19 protein-coding genes and 1 riboswitch are annotated in these 19,172 nt (G+C 57.5%); of the genes, 7 read left to right on the top strand and 12 right to left on the bottom strand.

Features of this window, described 5'->3' with window-relative positions; translation table 11 throughout:
- Nucleotides 1-5: 5 nt before the first annotated feature.
- The 5 genes from ACP7B1_RS05225 (at nucleotide 6) to ACP7B1_RS05205 (ending at nucleotide 5,619) form a co-directional block, all read left to right on the top strand.
- Complete coding sequence (locus tag ACP7B1_RS05225) at nucleotides 6-1,109, top strand: microcin C ABC transporter permease YejB (protein ID WP_223612000.1); 1,104 nt, start codon at nucleotides 6-8, stop codon at nucleotides 1,107-1,109.
- Nucleotides 1,109-2,254, top strand: a complete 1,146-nt coding sequence (locus tag ACP7B1_RS05220) for an ABC transporter permease (protein WP_403169669.1) — start codon at nucleotides 1,109-1,111, stop codon at nucleotides 2,252-2,254. The genes ACP7B1_RS05225 and ACP7B1_RS05220 overlap by 1 nt, the downstream gene beginning before the upstream one ends.
- Nucleotides 2,251-3,882 (top strand): ABC transporter ATP-binding protein, encoded by a 1,632-nt coding sequence (locus ACP7B1_RS05215; RefSeq protein ID WP_346306255.1) that lies wholly within the window; start codon nucleotides 2,251-2,253, stop codon nucleotides 3,880-3,882. Before ACP7B1_RS05220 ends, ACP7B1_RS05215 begins: the two co-directional genes overlap by 4 nt.
- Entirely contained in the window at nucleotides 3,879-4,835 is a 957-nt protein-coding gene (locus tag ACP7B1_RS05210; RefSeq protein ID WP_346306256.1) for a 2-hydroxyacid dehydrogenase, read from the top strand. The genes ACP7B1_RS05215 and ACP7B1_RS05210 overlap by 4 nt, the downstream gene beginning before the upstream one ends.
- 48 nt (nucleotides 4,836-4,883) lie before the next feature.
- A riboswitch (FMN riboswitch) is annotated at nucleotides 4,884-5,046 on the top strand.
- 81 nt (nucleotides 5,047-5,127) lie between these two features.
- On the top strand, nucleotides 5,128-5,619 hold the full coding sequence (locus ACP7B1_RS05205; RefSeq protein ID WP_346306257.1) for a 6,7-dimethyl-8-ribityllumazine synthase: 492 nt from the start codon (nucleotides 5,128-5,130) through the stop codon (nucleotides 5,617-5,619).
- Between the two features lie 60 nt (nucleotides 5,620-5,679).
- Here the strand turns inward: ACP7B1_RS05205 and ACP7B1_RS05200 are convergent, their stop codons facing one another.
- From ACP7B1_RS05200 to ACP7B1_RS05190, 3 genes are all read right to left on the bottom strand, one after another.
- Nucleotides 5,680-6,546, bottom strand: a complete 867-nt coding sequence (locus ACP7B1_RS05200; RefSeq protein ID WP_346306266.1) for an NlpC/P60 family protein — start codon at nucleotides 6,544-6,546, stop codon at nucleotides 5,680-5,682.
- Nucleotides 6,534-6,884, bottom strand: coding sequence for a MarR family transcriptional regulator (locus ACP7B1_RS05195; RefSeq protein ID WP_105736645.1), 351 nt, complete (start codon nucleotides 6,882-6,884; stop codon nucleotides 6,534-6,536). Before ACP7B1_RS05195 ends, ACP7B1_RS05200 begins: the two co-directional genes overlap by 13 nt.
- Nucleotides 6,885-6,999: 115 nt before the next feature.
- Entirely contained in the window at nucleotides 7,000-8,373 is a 1,374-nt protein-coding gene (locus ACP7B1_RS05190; protein ID WP_346306258.1) for a leucyl aminopeptidase family protein, read from the bottom strand.
- A gap of 147 nt (nucleotides 8,374-8,520) precedes the next feature.
- On the opposite strand from ACP7B1_RS05190, the gene ACP7B1_RS05185 reads away from it, so the two are divergent.
- Nucleotides 8,521-9,348 (top strand): tetratricopeptide repeat protein, encoded by an 828-nt coding sequence (locus ACP7B1_RS05185; RefSeq protein ID WP_346306267.1) that lies wholly within the window; start codon nucleotides 8,521-8,523, stop codon nucleotides 9,346-9,348.
- A gap of 76 nt (nucleotides 9,349-9,424) precedes the next feature.
- On the opposite strand, the gene ACP7B1_RS05180 is transcribed toward ACP7B1_RS05185, so the two are convergent.
- The 9 genes from ACP7B1_RS05180 to ACP7B1_RS05140 form a co-directional block, all read right to left on the bottom strand.
- Nucleotides 9,425-10,453: a type II secretion system F family protein gene (locus ACP7B1_RS05180; protein WP_346306259.1), complete on the bottom strand. Its 1,029-nt coding sequence runs from the start codon at nucleotides 10,451-10,453 to the stop codon at nucleotides 9,425-9,427.
- A 14-nt stretch (nucleotides 10,454-10,467) separates the two neighbouring features.
- On the bottom strand, nucleotides 10,468-11,481 hold the full coding sequence (locus ACP7B1_RS05175; RefSeq protein ID WP_223612011.1) for a type II secretion system F family protein: 1,014 nt from the start codon (nucleotides 11,479-11,481) through the stop codon (nucleotides 10,468-10,470).
- Between the two features lie 27 nt (nucleotides 11,482-11,508).
- Nucleotides 11,509-12,987 carry a CpaF family protein gene (locus tag ACP7B1_RS05170; protein ID WP_223612013.1) on the bottom strand — a complete coding sequence of 493 codons (1,479 nt, stop codon included), beginning with the start codon at nucleotides 12,985-12,987 and terminating at the stop codon, nucleotides 11,509-11,511.
- Between the two features lie 18 nt (nucleotides 12,988-13,005).
- Nucleotides 13,006-14,289: a CpaE family protein gene (locus tag ACP7B1_RS05165; RefSeq protein ID WP_346306260.1), complete on the bottom strand. Its 1,284-nt coding sequence runs from the start codon at nucleotides 14,287-14,289 to the stop codon at nucleotides 13,006-13,008.
- Between the two features lie 40 nt (nucleotides 14,290-14,329).
- Complete coding sequence (locus tag ACP7B1_RS05160) at nucleotides 14,330-14,983, bottom strand: CpaD family pilus assembly protein (RefSeq protein WP_346306261.1); 654 nt, start codon at nucleotides 14,981-14,983, stop codon at nucleotides 14,330-14,332.
- 41 nt (nucleotides 14,984-15,024) lie between these two features.
- Nucleotides 15,025-16,560: a type II and III secretion system protein family protein gene (locus ACP7B1_RS05155; protein ID WP_426136658.1), complete on the bottom strand. Its 1,536-nt coding sequence runs from the start codon at nucleotides 16,558-16,560 to the stop codon at nucleotides 15,025-15,027.
- A 25-nt stretch (nucleotides 16,561-16,585) separates the two neighbouring features.
- Entirely contained in the window at nucleotides 16,586-17,386 is an 801-nt protein-coding gene (cpaB, locus tag ACP7B1_RS05150) for a Flp pilus assembly protein CpaB (protein WP_346306263.1), read from the bottom strand.
- Between the two features lie 186 nt (nucleotides 17,387-17,572).
- Complete coding sequence (locus tag ACP7B1_RS05145) at nucleotides 17,573-18,097, bottom strand: A24 family peptidase (RefSeq protein WP_403169649.1); 525 nt, start codon at nucleotides 18,095-18,097, stop codon at nucleotides 17,573-17,575.
- Between the two features lie 66 nt (nucleotides 18,098-18,163).
- A complete protein-coding gene (locus ACP7B1_RS05140; protein WP_346306219.1) occupies nucleotides 18,164-18,373 on the bottom strand; it encodes a Flp family type IVb pilin in 210 nt (69 codons plus the stop codon).
- Nucleotides 18,374-18,693: 320 nt separating this feature from the next.
- Here ACP7B1_RS05140 and ACP7B1_RS05135 point away from each other — a divergent pair, with 320 nt between their 5' ends.
- Nucleotides 18,694-19,092 carry a pilus assembly protein N-terminal domain-containing protein gene (locus ACP7B1_RS05135; protein WP_223612024.1) on the top strand — a complete coding sequence of 133 codons (399 nt, stop codon included), beginning with the start codon at nucleotides 18,694-18,696 and terminating at the stop codon, nucleotides 19,090-19,092.
- Nucleotides 19,093-19,172: the final 80 nt, after the last annotated feature.

The following is a 19,172-nucleotide window of genomic DNA, read 5'->3' as shown; positions in this document are numbered from 1 at the left end:
TCTTAATGGGAGCCTATATTCTACGGCGTTTGCTTCTGATGATACCGACCCTGTTCGGAGTCCTGCTTGTCTGCTTCGTGATTGTACAGTTCGTCCCCGGCGGTCCGGTCCAGCGCATTATCGGCCAGCTCACCGGACAGGGCGGCAACGCGCTTGACCGCATCGGTGGCGGCGGTGCTGATTTTGGTCAGAGCCATGAATCGCTCGGCCTTGGTACGGCCAACTCGAAATATCGCGGCGCTCAAGGCCTCGATCCCGCTTTCATAGCCAGCCTCGAAAAGCAGTTTGGCCTGGACAAGCCGCCGCTCGAGCGGTTCCGTATCCTGGTATGGAACTACCTGCGCTTCGATTTCGGCAACAGCTATTTCCGCGATATCAGCGTCGTGCAACTCATCAAGGAGAAACTGCCGGTCTCGATATCGCTGGGCCTATGGATGACACTGATATCCTATGCCATTTCCATTCCGCTCGGCATTCGCAAGGCCATCAAGGACGGTTCTGCCTTCGACGTGTGGACCAGCGCCGTTGTCGTGGTTGGCTATGCGATACCGGGATTCCTCTTCGGCATCATGCTGATCGTGTTTTTTGCCGGCGGTTCGTTCTTCGACTGGTTCCCGCTGCGCGGTTTGACGTCCAACAATTTCGCCGAGCTCTCGTTCTTCGGCAAGATCGTCGATTATGCCTGGCACATTGCCCTGCCGCTGACGGCCATGCTGCTGTCGGCCTTCGCCACGACAACCCTTCTGACCAAGAATTCGTTCCTCGATGAAATCCGCAAGCAATATGTCACCACGGCGCGAGCCAAGGGCCTGACCGAGCGCAAGATTCTCTATGGACATGTGTTCCGCAATGCCATGCTCATCGTCATTGCCGGTTTTCCCAGCGCCTTCATTTCGATCTTCTTCACCGGTCAGTTGCTGATCGAGGCGATTTTCTCGCTGGATGGACTGGGGTTGCTTGGCTATGAATCGATCATCAACCGCGACTATCCGGTGGTGATCGCCACGGTCTATATTTTCGCCCTTGTCGGCGTCGTCGTCAGTCTCCTGTCCGATCTTCTCTATACATGGATCGACCCGCGCATCGACTTCGAGCGGAGGGACGTCTGATGACCGATACAAGCATTGGCACCCAGCCCTCACCCGTTGCCGTTCGGCGCCCGCGGCTGTCGCCGCTTAATGCCCGGCGCTGGCAGAACTTCAAGGCCAACCGCCGCGGCTGGTGGGCCCTGTGGCTGTTCCTGTTCCTGTTCATTGGCTCGCTGTTCGGCGAGTTCATTGCCAATGACCGGCCGATCCTTGTTTCCTACAAGGGCGAGATTCTCTTTCCCGTTCTCGTCGATTATCCCGAGGAGAAGTTCAACGGCTTTTATGCGGTGACCGACTATCGCGATCCCGTGATCCAGGACGAGATCAATGCCAATGGCTGGGCCATCTGGCCGCCGATCCGCTATTCCTACCGCACCGTCAACAACGAGCTTCCCGATACGGCGCCATCAAAACCCTTCTGGCTCTATTCGGCAGAGCAGCGTTGCGCCCGCTATCCGCAGGGTGTGAACGACGCCAACTGCACGTTCGGCAACATGAACATTCTGGGCACGGATGATCAGGCGCGCGACGTGTTTGCCCGGGCGCTCTATGGTTTCCGCATTTCCGTGCTGTTCGGACTGATCCTGACGGCAGCGTCTGCCGTTATCGGGGTGACGGCCGGCGCCATGCAGGGCTATTTCGGCGGCTGGCTCGATCTTCTGGCGCAGCGCTTCATCGAAATCTGGTCTTCGGTACCCACGCTCTACCTTCTCCTGATCATGGCTTCGATCCTGCCGCCCGGCTTCTGGATCCTGCTGTGCATCATGCTGCTGTTCTCGTGGGTGCATTTTGTCGGCATCGTCCGCGCTGAATTCCTGCGGGCCCGCAATTTCGAATATGTGAATGCCGCGCGTGCACTTGGCGTGCGTGACCGGACAATCATGTTCCGTCACCTTCTGCCCAACGCCATGGTGACCACGCTCACCTTCCTGCCCTTCATCCTCAACGGATCGATCACGACGCTCACCTCGCTCGATTTTCTCGGTTTCGGGCTGCCGCCGGGCTCTGCCTCGCTCGGCGAACTCCTGGCCCAGGGCAAGAACAACCTGCAGGCACCATGGCTTGGCCTGACCGGTTTCGTCGTCATCTCGCTGATGCTGTCGCTGCTGATCTTCGTCGGTGAGGCAACCCGTGACGCATTCGATCCGCGCAAGGCTTTCAAATGAGTGCGTCTCCCCTCCTTTCCGTCCGTGATCTCTCGGTTGCCTTCACCCAGAACGGCCGCCAGTCGATTGCCGTCGATCATGTCTCGTTCGACATCGCTCAGGGCGAGACGGTTGCGCTTGTCGGCGAATCCGGTTCCGGGAAGTCGGTCTCGGCCCTGTCGATCCTGAAGCTTCTGCCCTACCCGCCGGCCTCGCACCCCTCCGGTCAGATCCTGTTCAATGGACAGGACCTTCTGGACAGCGACGAGAACGATCTGCGGCGTGTGCGCGGCAACGACATCACCATGATCTTCCAGGAGCCGATGACCTCGCTCAATCCGCTTCATACGATCGAGAAGCAGATTGTCGAAGTCCTTAAACTGCACCAGGGCATGGCCGACAAACCGGCGAGGCAACGCACGCTTGCGCTTCTGCACGAAGTGGGCATCCGCGAACCGGAAAAGCGCCTCGATGCCTATCCGCACCAGCTCTCCGGCGGGCAGCGTCAGCGTGTGATGATTGCCATGGCGCTCGCCAACAAGCCGAAGCTGCTGATTGCCGATGAGCCGACCACCGCGCTCGATGTGACCGTGCAGGCACAGATCCTGCAACTGCTTGCCGACCTCAAGAAGGCGCAGGGCATGTCCATGCTGTTCATCACGCATGATCTTGGCATTGTCCGCAAGATTGCTGATCGCGTCTGCGTCATGACCAAGGGTAAAATCGTCGAAACCGGCCCCACCAGGCAAATCTTCGACAATCCGCAGCATGAATATACGCGCCATCTGCTTGCCGCCGAACCCAAAGGCAATCCCCCCTCCGCCGATCTGTCCGCCGCGCCCGTCATGCGCGGCGAACAGGTGAAGGTCTGGTTCCCGATCAAGCAGGGTTTCCTGCGGCGGACTGTCGATCATGTGAAGGCAGTCGATGGCATCGATGTGACTATCCGCGCCGGACAGACGCTTGGCGTTGTCGGCGAATCCGGCTCGGGCAAGACCACGCTCGGGCTTGCGTTGTCGCGCATGATTTCTTCTCAAGGTGTCATCCGCTTCGGCGAGAAGGACATCAACCAGTTTTCCTTCAAACAGATGCGGCCGCTGCGGCGCGAGTTGCAGATCGTGTTCCAGGACCCATTCGGCTCGCTGTCGCCGCGCATGTCGATTGCCGATATCGTGGCCGAGGGCCTTGCTGTGCACGAGCCGAAACTGTCGGCGGACGAGCGGGATGCACGCGTCGTTGCCGCACTCAAGGAGGTCAACCTCGATCCGGAGAACCGCTTCCGCTATCCGCATGAATTTTCCGGCGGCCAGCGCCAGCGCATTGCCATTGCCAGGGCCATGGTGCTCAACCCGCGCTTCGTCATGCTGGACGAGCCGACCTCGGCGCTCGACATGAGCGTGCAGGCGCAGGTGGTCGACCTCTTGCGCGGATTGCAGCAAAAGCACAATCTGGCCTATCTTTTCATCAGCCACGATCTCAAGGTGGTGAAAGCGCTGGCCAATGACGTGCTTGTCATGCGCAATGGCAAAGCGGTTGAATATGGCCCGTCGGAGGAGATCTTCGCCAATCCGAAGAGCGATTATACAAAAGCACTGATGGCAGCGGCCTTCAGGATAGAAACGGCGGAACAGGGAGCAGTAAGCGAATGACCGGGACAAGCGACACGATTTTTCTGGCTGTAACGGGATGGGACCCGGAGGTCTGGCTATCGGAGTTTGCCATGAACGCCCCGCAGCGCAAACTTGTCCTGAACACCGATACGGACAAGGAAAAGGTTCGCTACGCACTGGTGTGGAAACAGCGCCCCGGTTCCCTCGCGGACCTGCCGAACCTCGAAGTCATTTTCTCATTGGGCGCCGGTGTGGATCACGTCTTCCATGATGACAGGATTCCCGATGTGCCCATCGTGCGCATCGTATCCCCTGATCTGACGATGCGGATGACGGAATATGTGGTCTGGCAGGTGCTGGATCACCACCGCCTCGGCCTGCGCTACCGGCAGCAGCAGACCGGCAAGGTCTGGCATGAGGACCGGCGCCAGCCGGCGGCACATGAGGTCAATGTCGGCATACTCGGCATGGGCGTTCTCGGCCGGGATGCGGCCTTGAAGTTGCGAATGCTGGGATTCAAGGTCAGCGGCTGGAGCCGCCGTCCCCAAAGCGTCGAAGGCGTGACCAGCCATTTTGGCAGTGATGGCCTGAAGGATTTTCTGAAGGATGCGGATATCATCGTTTCGTTGCTGCCGCTGACACCGGAGACCAAAGGTATCCTGTCAATGAGCCTTTTTGCCCAGATGAAGGCGGACGGGCCGCTCGGCGCGCCGATTCTCATCAATGCCGGTCGCGGCGGGTTGCAGAACGAGGCGGATATCCTGGCCGCGCTGGAACGCGGCATGCTGTCGGCTGTCACGCTTGATGTGTTCAACAGGGAGCCCCTGCCGAAAGACAGCCCGTTATGGACGCATCCGCAGGTCATCATCACCCCGCATGCGGCCGCAAGCTCCAGCCCGTCGGCGCTGGTTCCGGAGATCGTCGCCCAGATCGAATCCTTCGAGCGCGGCGAGCCGCTTAAAAATATTGTCGACCGGAAAGCCCAGTATTAGAAAAATTTGGCTTTGACAGCCCAGAACCTTCGGATAGATTGCCCGCGCAAGTGTTCTCAGGGCGGGGTGCAATTCCCCACCGGCGGTAATCACTGGGTGTCGAAAGATGTCAGGTGCGAGCCCGCGAGCGCTTTCCGGTTTGCCGGAAAGGTCAGCAGATTTCGGTGCAATTCCGAAGCCGACGGTATAGTCCGGATGAAAGAGAACAACTGAAAGCAAGGGCTGCCTTTCCGGCAGTCCCTGACCGTTTTTGGTTGTGCCCTGATTCACGTCAACTCTTGAGGAGACCGACATGGATCAGTTTCAGAATAACAATACCCCACATTTCGCCCCGCGCATCGCCTTCATCCAGGCGCGATGGCATTCGGAAATCGTCGATCAATGCCGTATCGGCTTTGAAGGCGAACTCAAAAGTCAGGGTGTCACTGCCGGACGGTTTGACGTCTATGATGTGCCGGGATCGTTCGACATTCCCCTGCTGGCCAAGAAGCTCGCCGAAACCGGCCAGTACGACGCGATTGTCGCAACCGGTCTCGTCGTCGATGGCGGCATTTACCGGCACGATTTCGTCGCCGGAACTGTGGTGAGTGCGCTTCTCACCGCCCAGATGGAGACCGGCGTTCCCATGCTGTCAGCCGTGCTGACACCGCATCATTTCCAGGAAACCGCCCAGCATATCGACTTCTTCACCAGGCATTTCCTGGTCAAAGGACAGGAAGCGGCGCGCGCCTGCCTGCAGATCATCCGCACATTCCAGCACGTGGCTGAACTATCGGCGGCTTGAATCCAGACAAGCAAAGCAAATGATAACCCCTCTGTTCCATCGAACAGAGGGGTTATTTGACTAGAGCCGCCGCACCGCTGTCGGCTTGCCATAGAGATAGGCAATGCGTTCGATGGCATCGTGCAGAGGCTCAAGTGTCACACTCATCGTATGACCGCTTGCGTGCAGCAGCATGGAATGGCTGGCCATCATCGCGGCATGGCCCTTCCAGAAAACAAAATCACCGCGCTTCAGATTGTTGTAATTTGCATCCGGCTCGATCGCATCGCCGATCGTATCAGCCTGCATGTCGGAATCGCGCAAGACGGACTGACCGGTCATCAGCAGCGACAACTGGACCAGACCGGAGCAATCAATTCCGAAACCGGACACGCCGCCCCACAGATAAGGCGTGTGCATCAGGGTCTCGGCAACCGCCACGTGATCGTCGGTGACTTCATCGATCGGAACGAGATGCTTGGCAATGACGGCCTCGCCGCTTGGCAGAATGCCGTAGAGCGTTCCGCGGCGTTCCTCGCCGCCCTTTATCGTGACGAGCGATCCCATGGACAGTGCATTGGTTGGCGGGAACTTCAGGTCAGATCCCGGATAGACAAACGTGCGCGGTGCGATGACGATATGCGTCGGCTCGTCATAGCGCTTGTCCAGCGCCTTATCGACGACATAGCCGACATATCCGTCCCGCTCGTTCTGCACCCAGCACCAGCCATTGCTGTCTTCGAACACCAGGACGTCATCGCCGAACAGGAACTGTGTGGTTACACCGGCATCGCCGCGTGCTGCGCCACGCACATCAACGACCGGATCGGCAATGCGCATGGGCTTGCCTTCCACGAAGTGCTCCGCCTCTACCTGCCCACGCAGGCTTTCGTCTGCCAGATCGGGGCGGAACGCGTTCAACCGTTTGTCCAATGTCACAGGGGTAATCCTCTTGCCTTGGCGATGACGAGATCGCCGAGCTTTTCAACATAGAGCGCACCTTTTACCGTTCTCTTGACGAGAACGTTGCGCTTGTCTTTTTCATCACGATGCCGGTCCACCAATCCATAACCACCCATTGTATCTAGCGCGCGGGTAATCACCGGCTTCGTCACCTTCAGCTTGGCAGCCATACCACGAATCGTGTGCGGCGGCGGCTCCAGATAAACCGTCAGCAGCACCGCCAATTGCCGCATCGTCAGGTCATGCGCATCATCCCGTACTTCGGAGACGGCAATTTCCTTCCACAATGTCAGCGCCTGAAACGGCTTCAACTCAATCTGCATGAACGGCTTCCGAGATCATTTCGGTTCCGTATCATTTTATTCCTCGCGGTGCGAAGTGCAAGCGGTCATAATCGGTCGGCGGCTTCTCGGCCGGACACAGACTGGCAAATCCCCGTTACTTCCCAGCCGGGAAACGCGTCTTCAACACATGGTAAAGCGCCCTGATGGCCTGTGCTTCCCCGCCAACGGGAGAATGCGGCTTCTCCACCGGGTTCCAGCCATAGATATCGAAATGGCCCCAGATCCTGGTCTTCTCGACAAAACGCTTCAGGAACAGTGCCGCTGTCACCGATCCGGCAAAGCCATCGGTCGTCACATTGTTGATGTCGGCCACGCGGGATGAAAGCCTTGCTTCGTAGGGCTGCCACAACGGCATGCGCCAGACGGGATCGGCCACGGCTTCGGACGCCTTGGCCACATCGGCCGCAAAGCTCTCATCGGTCGCATAAAAGGGTGGCACATCCGGACCAAGCGCAACACGCGCTGCGCCCGTCAGTGTCGCCATGTCGATCAGGATTTCCGGCTCTTCCTCATCGGCCAATGCCAGTGCGTCGGCGAGGACGAGGCGTCCCTCCGCATCGGTGTTGCCGATCTCGACGGTGATGCCCTTGCGGCTCGTCAGAATATCGCTCGGACGGAATGCGTTGGCAGAGATGGAGTTCTCGACCGCAGGAATGAGGACGCGCAAGCGGACCGGCAGTTTCGCATCCATGATGATGCTCGCAAGGGCCAAAACGTTGGCGGCACCGCCCATGTCCTTTTTCATCAGAAGCATGCTGCTGGCGGGCTTGATATCAAGACCGCCGGTATCGAAGCAGACGCCCTTGCCCACCAGGGTTACCTTCGGAGCATCCTTCTTGCCCCATTCCAGATCGATCAGCCTCGGCTCCTCGCTACCGGCACGGCCGACGGCATGGATCATCGGAAAATTCTTCTTGAGCAGCGCATCGCCCTTGATCACGATGACAGACGCCTTGTGCTCATCGCCCACTTTGCGCACAGCGGCTTCCAGCGCCTCCGGACCCATATCATTGGTTGGTGTATTGATGAGGTCACGCGCGAGCGTCACCGCCCTCGCCTGCCGCTTCACATCGGCCTTATCAGCGCCTTCCGGCAGCATCAGCGCGACCTCCGCATCATCCTTCTTCGTGTACCGGGTGAACTTGTAACCACCGAGCAGGAAGCCGAGAGCGGCCAGATCAGGCGCGCTGACAGGGCCTGCCAGATGCCAGGCGCCTTTCGGCAAAGCCTGCGCGAGTTTGCCTGCCGCCAGAGGATTGTCATCCTTGCCGGTTCCGAGCAATGCGCCGGCGATCTGGCCGTTTTCGCCGGGAACAACCAGCAGCCGGCCGGCCTGCCCTTCGAACCCGTTTGCCCTGGCCCAGGCAAGTGCTGCCGGATCAAGTCCAAGCGCTTCCAGCCCGCCCTTCGCCACGAACCAGACAGGCTTGCTATCCGATGATTTTTGTTTGGTGATTTCGGCAGGCATGATCGTTTGCTCCTGGTGTCAATTTTCTGCTTTTGCGCCGGCAAAGGCGGCGTCATTAACGGTCCGTTAGGGTTAACAGAATATTTCTTTCACATGGGATTGGTTAACGCACCAATGGATGTGCGCTGGGATCTGACGGGGCAAACTATGACAAGCGCAGGGATTATTCAACGCAACCGCCGGCTCATTTTTTCCGTGACCGTGGCTGCCCTTGCAATGAGCATTTCTGGCTGCGCCACCACCGACAAGACAACCACCGGCTCCATTGCGCCAGCAGCATCGACAGCAAGTCCCACGGGCAATTTTGACCATATGAACGCGCAGCAGCTTGCGCAGGCCTCAACCAGCCTGGGAGCGCGGTATCAGAGCAACCCGAAAGACAAAGCCACAGCCATGAATTTTGCTGCGGTGCTGCGCATGATGGGGCGAAACGATCAGGCGCTTGCAGTCATGCGCAGCCTTGCTATCGCCTATCCGAAGGACCGCGAGGTTCTGGCCGCTTACGGCAAGGCATTGGCAAGCAGCGGTGAATTCGAAGCGGCGCTTGATGCAGTTCGCCGCGCCCAGACGCCTGAATATCCGGATTGGAAACTGCTTTCCGCTGAAGCTGCGATCCTCGACCAACTCGGCAAAACCACCGAAGCCCGTGACATCTACAAGCGGGCCATGGACCTCAATCCGAACGAGGCATCGCTGCTTTCCAATCTGGGGATGTCGTATGTGCTGTCAGGCGAATTGAATACAGCCGAAACCTACATGCGCAGAGCGGTCAACGCACAGGGTGCCGACAGCCGCGTCCGGCAGAATCTGGCGCTCGTGGTCGGACTTCAGGGACGGTTTCCCGAAGCGGAAACGATTGCGAAGCAGGAGCTTTCACCGCAGCAGGCGGAAGCCAACGTCAAATATCTGCGATCCATGCTCGCCCAGCAGAACTCCTGGACGATGCTGAAAGACAAGAAGAAGCCCAACAGCTGATCAAGCAGGAAAAAGGCCGCTGGGATCAGGCGGCCCTTTCTCTCGGATTGCGGGCAGGCCTCAATCCTATTTGATCTTATTTAAGGGCCGTCCCGAAGAGCCCGCCCTGCGCCGAGACCTGGATCACAGCGGGCCCGAGAATAACGGCAAAAAGCACGGGCAGAAGAAACAGGATCATCGGAACTGTCAGTTTGGGCGGCAGGGCTGCCGCCTTCTTTTCCGCCGCGTTCAGTCGGGCTTCGCGGCTTTCATCAGACAAGACACGCAATGCGCCACCAATGGACGTACCGTAACGCTCCGACTGCGTCAGTGCCTGAACCACGGCCTTGACCGACTCAAGCCCCGTCCGCATGGCAAGGTTTTCGTAGGCCTGCCGCCGCTCGGGCAGGAAGGACAATTCGGCGTTCGTCAGGACGAACTCTTCCGCCAGGGCGGTCGACTGGACTCCGATCTCCTCGGAGACTTTCTTGAAGGCAGCTTCGATGGACATACCGGATTCAACGCAGATCAGCATGAGATCGAGCGAGTCCGGCCACGCCATCTGGATCGAGTGTTTGCGCTTGCTGCCTGCATTGCTCACATAAAGATTGGGCGCGTAAAAGCCGGCATAACCGCCGATGAGACAGACGAGTATTCGGACCATCGTCGGGTATTGTATCAGGCCATTCATGCCGAACACCCAAAATGCAGTCAGGCTGAGTGTCAGGAATGGCAGACCGAAGCGCGCCGCCAAGAACAGATTCAAAGCATTCTGTCCGCGAAACCCGGCCGTTCGCAGGGATGCCAGTGTTTTTTCATCGGCAAGCGCCCGTTGCAGGTCGAGCTTTTCCACGAACTGGCGAACGCCCTGCCTCTGCACCATGCGCAGGCTACCCTGCGACGCGGCCTTGTGGCGGCTGATACTTTCCGTGGCAAGGCGGGTTCGATCCTTGGCGCGCAGCTGGTCACGCTCCAGCGCGACGGATTTCATCCGCGTCTTCAACACAGAAGTGCGAAGCTTTGGCAGGAAAACCGTTACCACCGTTGCAAAGGCTGAGATTGCAACAAGGACGGTCCGGACCGTGTCCGGATTGTCCTGCACCGCTTTGAGAAGGGAAGAGAACACCGCGCTTACTCCGCTCAGAACTTGAAGTTGATCATTTTGCGCATCACGGCGATGCCAATCGACATCCATATCCCGGCACATATTATGATCATGTTGCCCATATCGGTTGTGAACAGAACCATGATGTAGTGAGGACTGGACAAGTAGACGAGGCATGCAACCACGAAAGGCAAGGCGCCGATGATATAGGCGGACGCCTTGGCTTCCATCGACAGGGCCTGAACCTTTGCCTTCATTTTCTTCCGGTCCCGCAACACTCTGGAAAGATTGCCAAGTGCTTCCGACAAGTTACCGCCTGCCTGCGATTGAATCTGAATGACGATGCCGAAGAAGCTTGCTTCCGGACAGGGCATGTATTCCGACATCCGCATGGCCGCCTCCGGAATACTCACCCCAACCTGTTGCATATCCACAATCCGGCGAAACTCGGTGCGAACCGGCTCATGGGCTTCCTGCGCGATCAATCGAATACCGTCATTGAGCGGTAGACCGGATCGAATGGCGCGAACAATGACATCGATGGAATTGGGAAATTCATGCAGGAAAGCCGCCACGCGCCGCCGCCGCCTGAAATAGACGAATGCACGCGGCAACCCCAAGGCACCAATCAGGAAAAAACCTGGCGCCAGATAAAGCGGGGCGCCGAAGAACGTGCGGAGCACAACCAGCAGCAACCCGACGATGCCTGAATAAATGTAGAACCGCTTTACGGTCACCTTCATGCCCGCTTGTTGCAGCAGCATTTTCAGCGGCGGAGACTTGATGTTCTTGTCACGCAGTTTCTGCCGCTGGTCGATATCGTTCAGCGTGTCTTGTACCGATTTGCGGCGCCTTGTTGCTTCAACCTGCTTGTCCCTGGCTGTTGATTTGCTCAAACCGTCGATCGCGGCCAGCTTGACTGATTTCAGCCGTTCATCTGACTTTTTCTGCTGTTCAATGTTGTCGAAAACGAAGAAATAGGCGAGCGCAGCAACCGCAGTCGTTGCGAGCAACACGAAGGTGAGTTGTTCAAGATCAAGCCCGAACATAATGGGTCTCCCGCCGTGCGGTGTGCATCATGACTGCAATTCCATTGTATCGATGGCTTTGGCGAGCCTGTGCTCCTCATTGTAATAACGGGCACGATCCCAGAATTTCGGCCGGCTTATGCCGGTCGAGACATGTTTTCCAATAAGCCGGCCATTCGCATCTTCGCCCTCGATATCGTAAAGCATGAGGTCCTGCGTGATGATGACATCCCCTTCCATGCCGACAACTTCGGTCACGTGCGTGATGCGGCGCGAACCGTCGCGCAGACGGGCAGCCTGGATGATGACATCGACAGAACCGACAATGATCTCCCGCACCGTGCGCTGAGGTAGGGCAAATCCGCCCATGGCGATCATGGATTCCATGCGGTTGAGGCATTCCCGCGGGCTGTTGGCGTGGATGGTGCCCATCGACCCGTCATGACCGGTGTTCATGGCCGACAGAAGGTCGAACACTTCCGGTCCGCGGACTTCACCGACGATGATCCGTTCAGGACGCATGCGCAGGCAATTCTTGACCAGATCACGCATGGTGATCTCACCTTCCCCCTCCAGATTGGCAGGGCGCGTTTCAAGGCGCACCACATGCGGCTGCTGGAGCTGAAGCTCGGCCGAATCCTCGCAGGTAATAATGCGCTCATCCCGGTCGATATAATTGGTCAGGCAGTTCAAAAGCGTGGTCTTGCCCGAACCCGTGCCGCCGGAAATAACAATATTGCAGCGCACACGTCCGATAATCTGAAGCAGTTCGGCACCGGGTGGCGAGATCGCTCCCAGGCGTACCAACTGATCAAGGGTCAGTTTGTCTTTCTTGAACTTGCGGATTGTGAGAACCGGCCCGTCGAGTGCAAGGGGCGGTGCAATGACATTCACGCGCGAGCCATCCGGAAGACGCGCATCGCATATGGGGCTGGATTCATCGACGCGGCGGCCAACCTGGCTGACAATGCGTTGGCAGATGTTCAGCAGCTGCTGATTGTCGCGGAAACGGACCCCCGATTCCTGGACCTTGCCAAGGACTTCAATGTAGGTTTTGCGCGCCCCGTTGACCATGATGTCGGCGATATCGTCACGGGCAAGCAAGGGCTCCAGCGGACCATAACCGAGAACATCATTGCAGATATCGTCGAGCAATTCTTCCTGCTCGGCAATCGACATGGCAAAATTCTTGATGGCGATGATATCGTTGACGATATCGCGAATTTCCTCACGCGCCACGTCCGGATCGAGTTTGGACAGCTGGGAGAGATCGATCGTATCGATCAGGGCCGTAAAAACCTGCGATTTTGTATCGTAGTAGCTCTCGTTCTTTTCGCGCTGTGGTGCGGCCGGCTTTGGCGGCTGCTCGACAACCGCCAAACGCTTGACCTCAGCAATATCCCGAGGGAGCTTTGCCGGTTCCGCGGCGAGCGAGGCATGATTCGTGGGCAACGCCGTCTCAAGCGCAAGCGCCCGGAACTCCTGGACCGGGCGACCTTCCCCCGTACTTCCGCGTTTGCCGAACATGGGTCTATTCCTTCAGTCTCATTTCTTGCGCTTCAGCTTGGACAAGACCGTGGAAAGCACCGGCTTCTTCTTGGCCTTCAGCTCCAGCCGTCCCGTCAGGATGTGGGCAATCTCATTGATGTTCTGGACAATTGCATTGGAGGAATCGGTCTCCGCAAGCATCCGCCCATTGTTTGACGCGTTCCCGAACAATGCGGGTTCGAAAGGGATGACGCCGATCGGGGCAATCCCCAGCGGGCTGCAGAAATCTGCGGGTGCGATCTCCGGCCGTTTGGGAATGCCGACCTGATTGAGAATAAGGCGCGGCGGCCCGTCATTGGGGCGAAGCTGTTTCAACGTGTCCAGCAGGTTCTTTGTGTTGCGCAAATTGGCCAATTCTGGCGATGCTACAATCACGATCTCGTCCGCACGCGCTAGGGTTGTGCGGGTCCAGCCGTTCCACGTGTGCGGAATATCCAGAATCACGTGCGGGACGGACCTTTGGGCCACATCAATCAGATGGGCGAAGGAATCCTCGCGGAAATCGAAGACGCGATCGAGGGTCGACGGCGCCGCAAGCAGTGACAGGTTTTCGGCGCATTGCGCCAGGAGCCGGTCGAGGTAAACATCATCGATGCGTTCGGGCGAGAATACTGCTTCCGCTATGCCTTGCGGCGGGTCTTGGTCAAAATTGATATTGGCGGTGCCGTAAGGCAGATCCATATCGGCGATGACCACCTCGTTCTTGAAAAGCGAGGAGATGCACCATGCGATATTATGCGCCATTGTCGAGGCACCGACACCGCCCTTGGCGCCGATGAATGCAATCGAGCTTCCCAGCGGCTTTGCGTCGGGATCAACAAAGAGACCGCCAATCACACCAATGATATCGGCCAGATTGACCGGCGCGACCATATATTCAGAAATACCATTGCGGATCAGCTCGCGGTAAAGCCAAACGTCATTGTAATGGCCTATGACCACCACCTTGGTGCTTGGATCGCAAACCTCCGACAGGGCGGCGAGCTGTTCCAGCATGTCACGCGGCGCGGCCGATGATTCCAGAATGATCAGATTGGGCGTCGGCACCGTCTGAAAGAGTTCGACAGCCGTCGCTGTTCCGCCCATGTGAAGCTGTGCGTGGGTCTTCGCCATGCGGCGATCTTCGCTTGCACGCGATATCTGCTGTGCAACAGCGTCGCTTTCGCAAAATGCCTGTATCGAGATCCGGGGAATTGGCCGAAAGGCGTGCAGCCCCGTACCGGTCGGCCGGCCCTCGACATCCCCGAATTGATCGTCTGTTTCAAAGGCCAACTGGCTCATTTTAGCATTCCGCGTTTTGTCGAAAGGTCTCTTTCAGCAACTAATATTGTACTTCCTGCGTGAAGATCGGGGGCGGCGGCGTGGCATTTCTGTACGCATCGATAACTTTGCCGCGACGCTCTGCATCGATTGTCGTCGACGCCCTTGGCCCGAGAAGATCCGCCGGATTGGCTATCTGCGCCGCCAGATTGTTCTGGCTCGCACAGCCAAAGTTCGCATAATGCTTGTTATCCGCCGTTTCGAGGAGATCCTTGGGCCACTGACCGCAAGGTCCGGTCGAGGCCGTCATTGCCGAGTAGGATAGGCGGATCGGCGCAGAATCAGCCGAGTCAGCCCGATAACGCTCGCTGGAAATATTGAACGGCTTTACCCCGCTCCTGCGCAACACAGCGACGATGTCATCGCGCAGGCGGCCCGCCGCGCGCTCGTTCGGCGTACCCGACGGCAGAAGTATGTGAATGACGCCCGAACCGTTGGCGTGATAATTGGTCAGAACATTCTGAACGATACTGCGCTGGGTGATCGACAGCCTGTTGTCGGCATGACCGACCGGAATATCGGCAACCTGCTCTTTTTCAGAGATGACAATGGGATGGTTGGTCCGGTAATCGTCCGGGATGCTGCCAACGGTCGTACCGCGATCCGCGCATCCAGCAAGCAGAGCAACAGTGAGAAGCGCAAGCACCGGTTTCATCGGTTTCAATTTCCTCAGGGCTGACATGGCAGGGTCCTTGCTCATTTGTAGATGTATCCGACAACACCCTCATACCGGCCGGTGGGCGGGGTGGCCGCTTTTGTCCCATAGACCCGGTTGACTTTTCCGAGGAACATCCCGGCCGCATCGCTGGCAAGATTGAGATTGTCGTCGGGCCGGGCAAGGGCGTTACGGGCAACCGGCCGCACCAGATAGGGTGTGACGATGATCACAAGTTCGGTCTCGTTGCGCACGAATTCACGGCTGCGGAACAGCGTACCAAGGACAGGGATTTTGGAGAGCCCGGGAAGACCGGAAATAGCCTGTCTCGCATCATCCCGCATCAAGCCAGCAATCATCATGGATCCGCCGGAGGGAAGCTCCACGGTCGTGTCGGCCAGGCGTTTACGGATGGAAATAACGTTGGTCGAAGGCCTTGTCTGACCGATACTCAGAGAAACCGACCCTTCCATGGTTGGTTCTGATACGGACGTACGCACTTTGAGACTGATACGCCCCGGAGAAAGAACCACGGGCACAAATTCAAGGCCGATGCCGTAATCGATCTTTCCGATATTGTACGTGATTTTTCCCTTGTCATCGACATCGGAGCCATTGATCATGTTATATTCGCCACCCACGCGGAACGTGGCTTTTTCACCCGAAATCGCCGTCAGCGTCGGTTCGGCCAGTGTTTTCATCACACCGGCCAGTTCCATGGCGTTGATGTAGGAGTCGATCGTCGCACTACCGATCGATATGGGAATGGTCGCGCCGGAACTGCTCAGCCCCTTCCCGACAAGGGAAGCCAAATTCTCCGAGCCGAACAGAATGCCGTCGGATTTCGTGGACCCGACCATGTTGACGCCCAGCTGCTTCATTACGGAACGGCTGACTTCCGCAACCGTGACCTTAAGCGTCACCTGATCTTCACCGGCAATCTGGATAAGGTTGACGATCTTGCTCTTCTGCCGCGCTTCGTTCTGGTCACCAATGATAACGCTGCTACTGCCATTGCCGCCGGCAGTGGCGGTCTGTTGATACTGGCCCGTAGTGGCTTCACCGCCGGTGACCAACAGGGTTGCCAGATCCGTGGCACGCTTGGCATCGAGCGGCGTCTGCACCGTGCCTGTCAGGATAACGTTGTCATTCAAGAGTTCGACCTTGATATCGGAATCCGGAATATACTTCTTGAGACTGCCCTCAAGCCCGGCAACATCACGCTCGATGACCAGATCGAAACTGGCCAGCTGTTCGCCATTCGGTCCAAAAACGAAAACATTGGTCTGGCCGACCTGCTTTCCGAATAGATAGATACGGCGGGCCGTGCGGGTCACGGCATCAGCCACCGTCGGATTAGCGACAAGAATGTCGTAGGCGTCGGCCGGAAGATCGACCACCAGTGACTTGTTGAGCGCAAGACTGATCCGCTTTGGCGCGCCCTGCCCCTGATTCAACTTGACCACATTGCTCTGCGCTACGGCGGCCGTCTGGATTGGCAAGGGAGCGATGCAGCAGCCGACAGCAACAAGTCCGGCTTTCCAAAGCCGGTGCGCACGATTGCCAGATCTACCCATTCCGAAAATTGCTCCGAAACCCATTTTATTTGCGCCCCAATATTTCAGTGACAGTCCCGGATTTGATCAGCTTGACGTTCCCGGCCCGACCGGGTGAATTGACGAGATATTCCGCTCCCGGACCTGTGGGCTCCTGTGCATCCTGCAAGGACCGCAGGACCAATGTCATGCGGCTCGCCATTTGCTGAGCCACGGCCAATATCTCCGCCTGCTGCGGCGTCAGCTCGAGCGTTGCCGTGGAACCGACCTTGTTTTTCTGGCCTGTTTCGTCTTCCTGGATTGTCTGGTCGATGGCGAGAACCCGGACATTGCTCAGGATCGTCTCTGTCGCGAACTGCTTCTGCTCTCCATCGATCTGCCGGATCATGATCACGTCGACATAATCATTGGGCAGGATGAAACCGCCGGCCGACGTATCCGCTGCAATCTGCGTTGCCACGGCGCGCATTCCGGAAGGCAATTGCGCGGACATGAAACTCTGGCCCTTGCCGATCAGTTTTGCTTCCCGAATGGGTTCTCCCGGGAATATCTGCAGCCGCACGGTGGAGCCGCGCAATTCTTCCTCGGCATTGGGGCGTTCCGAGCGCTTGATGTAGCCATCGGCCAGGGCGGACACCGGCCAGGGCTGCCAACGCATCTGGTTTCGCATTTCGGCACCAACGCCGAGCCCATCCGTGGCGACCAGTACATCCTGTAATTCAATCTGTGGCAGGGGAACTGTTTCCACGACAACCGGCGCATCAGGCTTCATATTCGTCGCGATATAGCCAGCCGCACCGGCGGCTGTAATCGCCACGACGAGAATAACAACGCGTGCCTTTTGCATCGATGAACCCCAATAGACTTTTGTCTAATTTACCCTGGGTTGCACCTTGACTTGGCAATCGTGTAATTATGGTTAACAGTTTACTTAAAAGGACAAAAAACGACGCTCACCGGCGTCTGTTTGTGCCGTCTCCCGCGAAGCGGCACCGTTTCACTGGCTGATCAACCCTTGGGCGATCGAAAGCCGTCAGGCATGGGCCAACCGGTCTATGACCCAGACGCACATGGGTGAGGACGGAAACATGATGAGACCGGCAGCGCCAAGGGCAACACCATAGGGAACGCCTTCGTTCTTCTGTGCCAATCGATGCATGAAATCCAAACGACCTGAATACACAATGGCAAAGTGCGAGTTTCGATACTTGAGGATCGCCAAGGTGAGCGCGCCGCCGAGCAGCGACATCACAAGCAGATAGCCGGCCAGATCCATGTTCCACCCCATCCAGACCGCTGTCGCGGTCATGAGCTTGGCATCACCACCACCCATCGTTCCCGTCGCAAACAGCAGGAATGTGAAGGCAAGCACGACAGCCCCGGCGACAAAATGCAGTCCGTAGATATCCCAAGGCATCCCGGTCATGGGCGCCAGAACGGCGAAGGCGACAAGCAGAATAAGCGATACACGATTTTGGATCGTCATCGACAAAAGATCCGATGTCGCTGCAAAGGCCATGGCGAAGGGGAAAACGATCAGTATTGCAGCTTCAATCATCGCGCCGTTCCATCAAACCGAGGGGTAGAACCATCCCGCATGTCGCAATCCCCACGTGCAAGACCCTCATTTGGTGACATTGCTCACCGTCGTGGCGAAGCCATCATAGGTTGCCTTTACAGCGGTTCCGAGCGTACCGGCGCCAGCAACGATGCCAACGGAGATGATACCGGCAATCAAAGCGTATTCTATGGCTGTCGCACCCGACCTGTTCCGGGGAAAACCGGTGAATATATTATCATCCGACTGAGCGAGGCGCTTTGCATTGAACATCATGTTTTCCCCCGCATGTCTGCAACCGCGCACGGTCGCCAACTCTGTAACGTGATGTCGTGAACAATATCGCTGGCGCATTGCTTTCAGCTTAAGAAAGACCGTTACGAAAGGGTGAAGGAGAACCGTAAAATCCCCCGTTTCGAAACGTCCTACCGCCGTGCCACCACGGGCAGAGCAGCAGTCACAATTATACTTAATGATAAGTTCACAGGTTTAAGTCTTCCTTCACCAATCATCGGCATCGTTCATTCAACGATTTTGCGAAGGGCACTCCCATGGTTCGATACAACGGCCAACGACGTTTCGGTCAGCATGCAACAATGATCGCACTTATGCTCGCTGCTGCCCTGTCCGGAAGCGTGCAAGCCCATGCTGACACGGGTATCCACGTGGTCATGAACCAGGCAACCGTGCTGAAGCTTGCGCGCCCCGCAGATACCGTTGTGGTTGGCGATCCTGAAATAGCGGATGCCGTTGTCAAGGATTCCCGAACGGTCGTCCTGACGGGGAAAGGCTTCGGCATGACCAATATCGTCATCATGGACGCCGAAGGCGGAGCAATCGTCGACGACCAGGTTCTCGTCAGCCGCAGTGTCGCCAACACTGTGCGCGTCTACCGGCGCGCCTTTGTGCAAACACTCTCCTGTTCTCCCTTTTGCGAGACATCCCAGAAGACGGCTGCGGAAAAGAAGTCAGACGCGGAAATTGGCGGGAACTGACCGGCCTGCCGCGAGGCCAGCATCACAGTTGAGAAAGCGTGAATTCACTCATCACAATTTGCACGTTCCTTCACACGAGA

Source organism: Phyllobacterium sp. SL163 (assembly GCF_049896885.1).
GTDB lineage: Bacteria > Pseudomonadota > Alphaproteobacteria > Rhizobiales > Rhizobiaceae > Phyllobacterium > Phyllobacterium calauticae.
Note: the sequence above shows the minus strand (reverse complement) of the source record. Positions and strands in the feature narration are given on the sequence as shown.

Coding starts and splice junctions, on each gene's coding strand:
- ACP7B1_RS05210 (WP_346306256.1), top strand. CDS start 3,879: ATGACCGGGACAAGCGACACGATTTTTCTGGCTGTAACGGGATGGGAC.
- ACP7B1_RS05220 (WP_403169669.1), top strand. CDS start 1,109: ATGACCGATACAAGCATTGGCACCCAGCCCTCACCCGTTGCCGTTCGG.
- ACP7B1_RS05135 (WP_223612024.1), top strand. CDS start 18,694: ATGATCGCACTTATGCTCGCTGCTGCCCTGTCCGGAAGCGTGCAAGCC.
- ACP7B1_RS05145 (WP_403169649.1), bottom strand. CDS start 18,097: ATGATTGAAGCTGCAATACTGATCGTTTTCCCCTTCGCCATGGCCTTT.
- ACP7B1_RS05160 (WP_346306261.1), bottom strand. CDS start 14,983: ATGAAACCGGTGCTTGCGCTTCTCACTGTTGCTCTGCTTGCTGGATGC.
- ACP7B1_RS05215 (WP_346306255.1), top strand. CDS start 2,251: ATGAGTGCGTCTCCCCTCCTTTCCGTCCGTGATCTCTCGGTTGCCTTC.
- ACP7B1_RS05165 (WP_346306260.1), bottom strand. CDS start 14,289: ATGAGCCAGTTGGCCTTTGAAACAGACGATCAATTCGGGGATGTCGAG.
- ACP7B1_RS05185 (WP_346306267.1), top strand. CDS start 8,521: ATGACAAGCGCAGGGATTATTCAACGCAACCGCCGGCTCATTTTTTCC.
- cpaB (WP_346306263.1), bottom strand. CDS start 17,386: ATGCAAAAGGCACGCGTTGTTATTCTCGTCGTGGCGATTACAGCCGCC.
- ACP7B1_RS05190 (WP_346306258.1), bottom strand. CDS start 8,373: ATGCCTGCCGAAATCACCAAACAAAAATCATCGGATAGCAAGCCTGTC.
- ACP7B1_RS05175 (WP_223612011.1), bottom strand. CDS start 11,481: ATGTTCGGGCTTGATCTTGAACAACTCACCTTCGTGTTGCTCGCAACG.
- ACP7B1_RS05155 (WP_426136658.1), bottom strand. CDS start 16,560: ATGGGTAGATCTGGCAATCGTGCGCACCGGCTTTGGAAAGCCGGACTT.
- ACP7B1_RS05205 (WP_346306257.1), top strand. CDS start 5,128: ATGGATCAGTTTCAGAATAACAATACCCCACATTTCGCCCCGCGCATC.
- ACP7B1_RS05195 (WP_105736645.1), bottom strand. CDS start 6,884: ATGCAGATTGAGTTGAAGCCGTTTCAGGCGCTGACATTGTGGAAGGAA.
- ACP7B1_RS05140 (WP_346306219.1), bottom strand. CDS start 18,373: ATGATGTTCAATGCAAAGCGCCTCGCTCAGTCGGATGATAATATATTC.
- ACP7B1_RS05170 (WP_223612013.1), bottom strand. CDS start 12,987: ATGTTCGGCAAACGCGGAAGTACGGGGGAAGGTCGCCCGGTCCAGGAG.
- ACP7B1_RS05225 (WP_223612000.1), top strand. CDS start 6: ATGGGAGCCTATATTCTACGGCGTTTGCTTCTGATGATACCGACCCTG.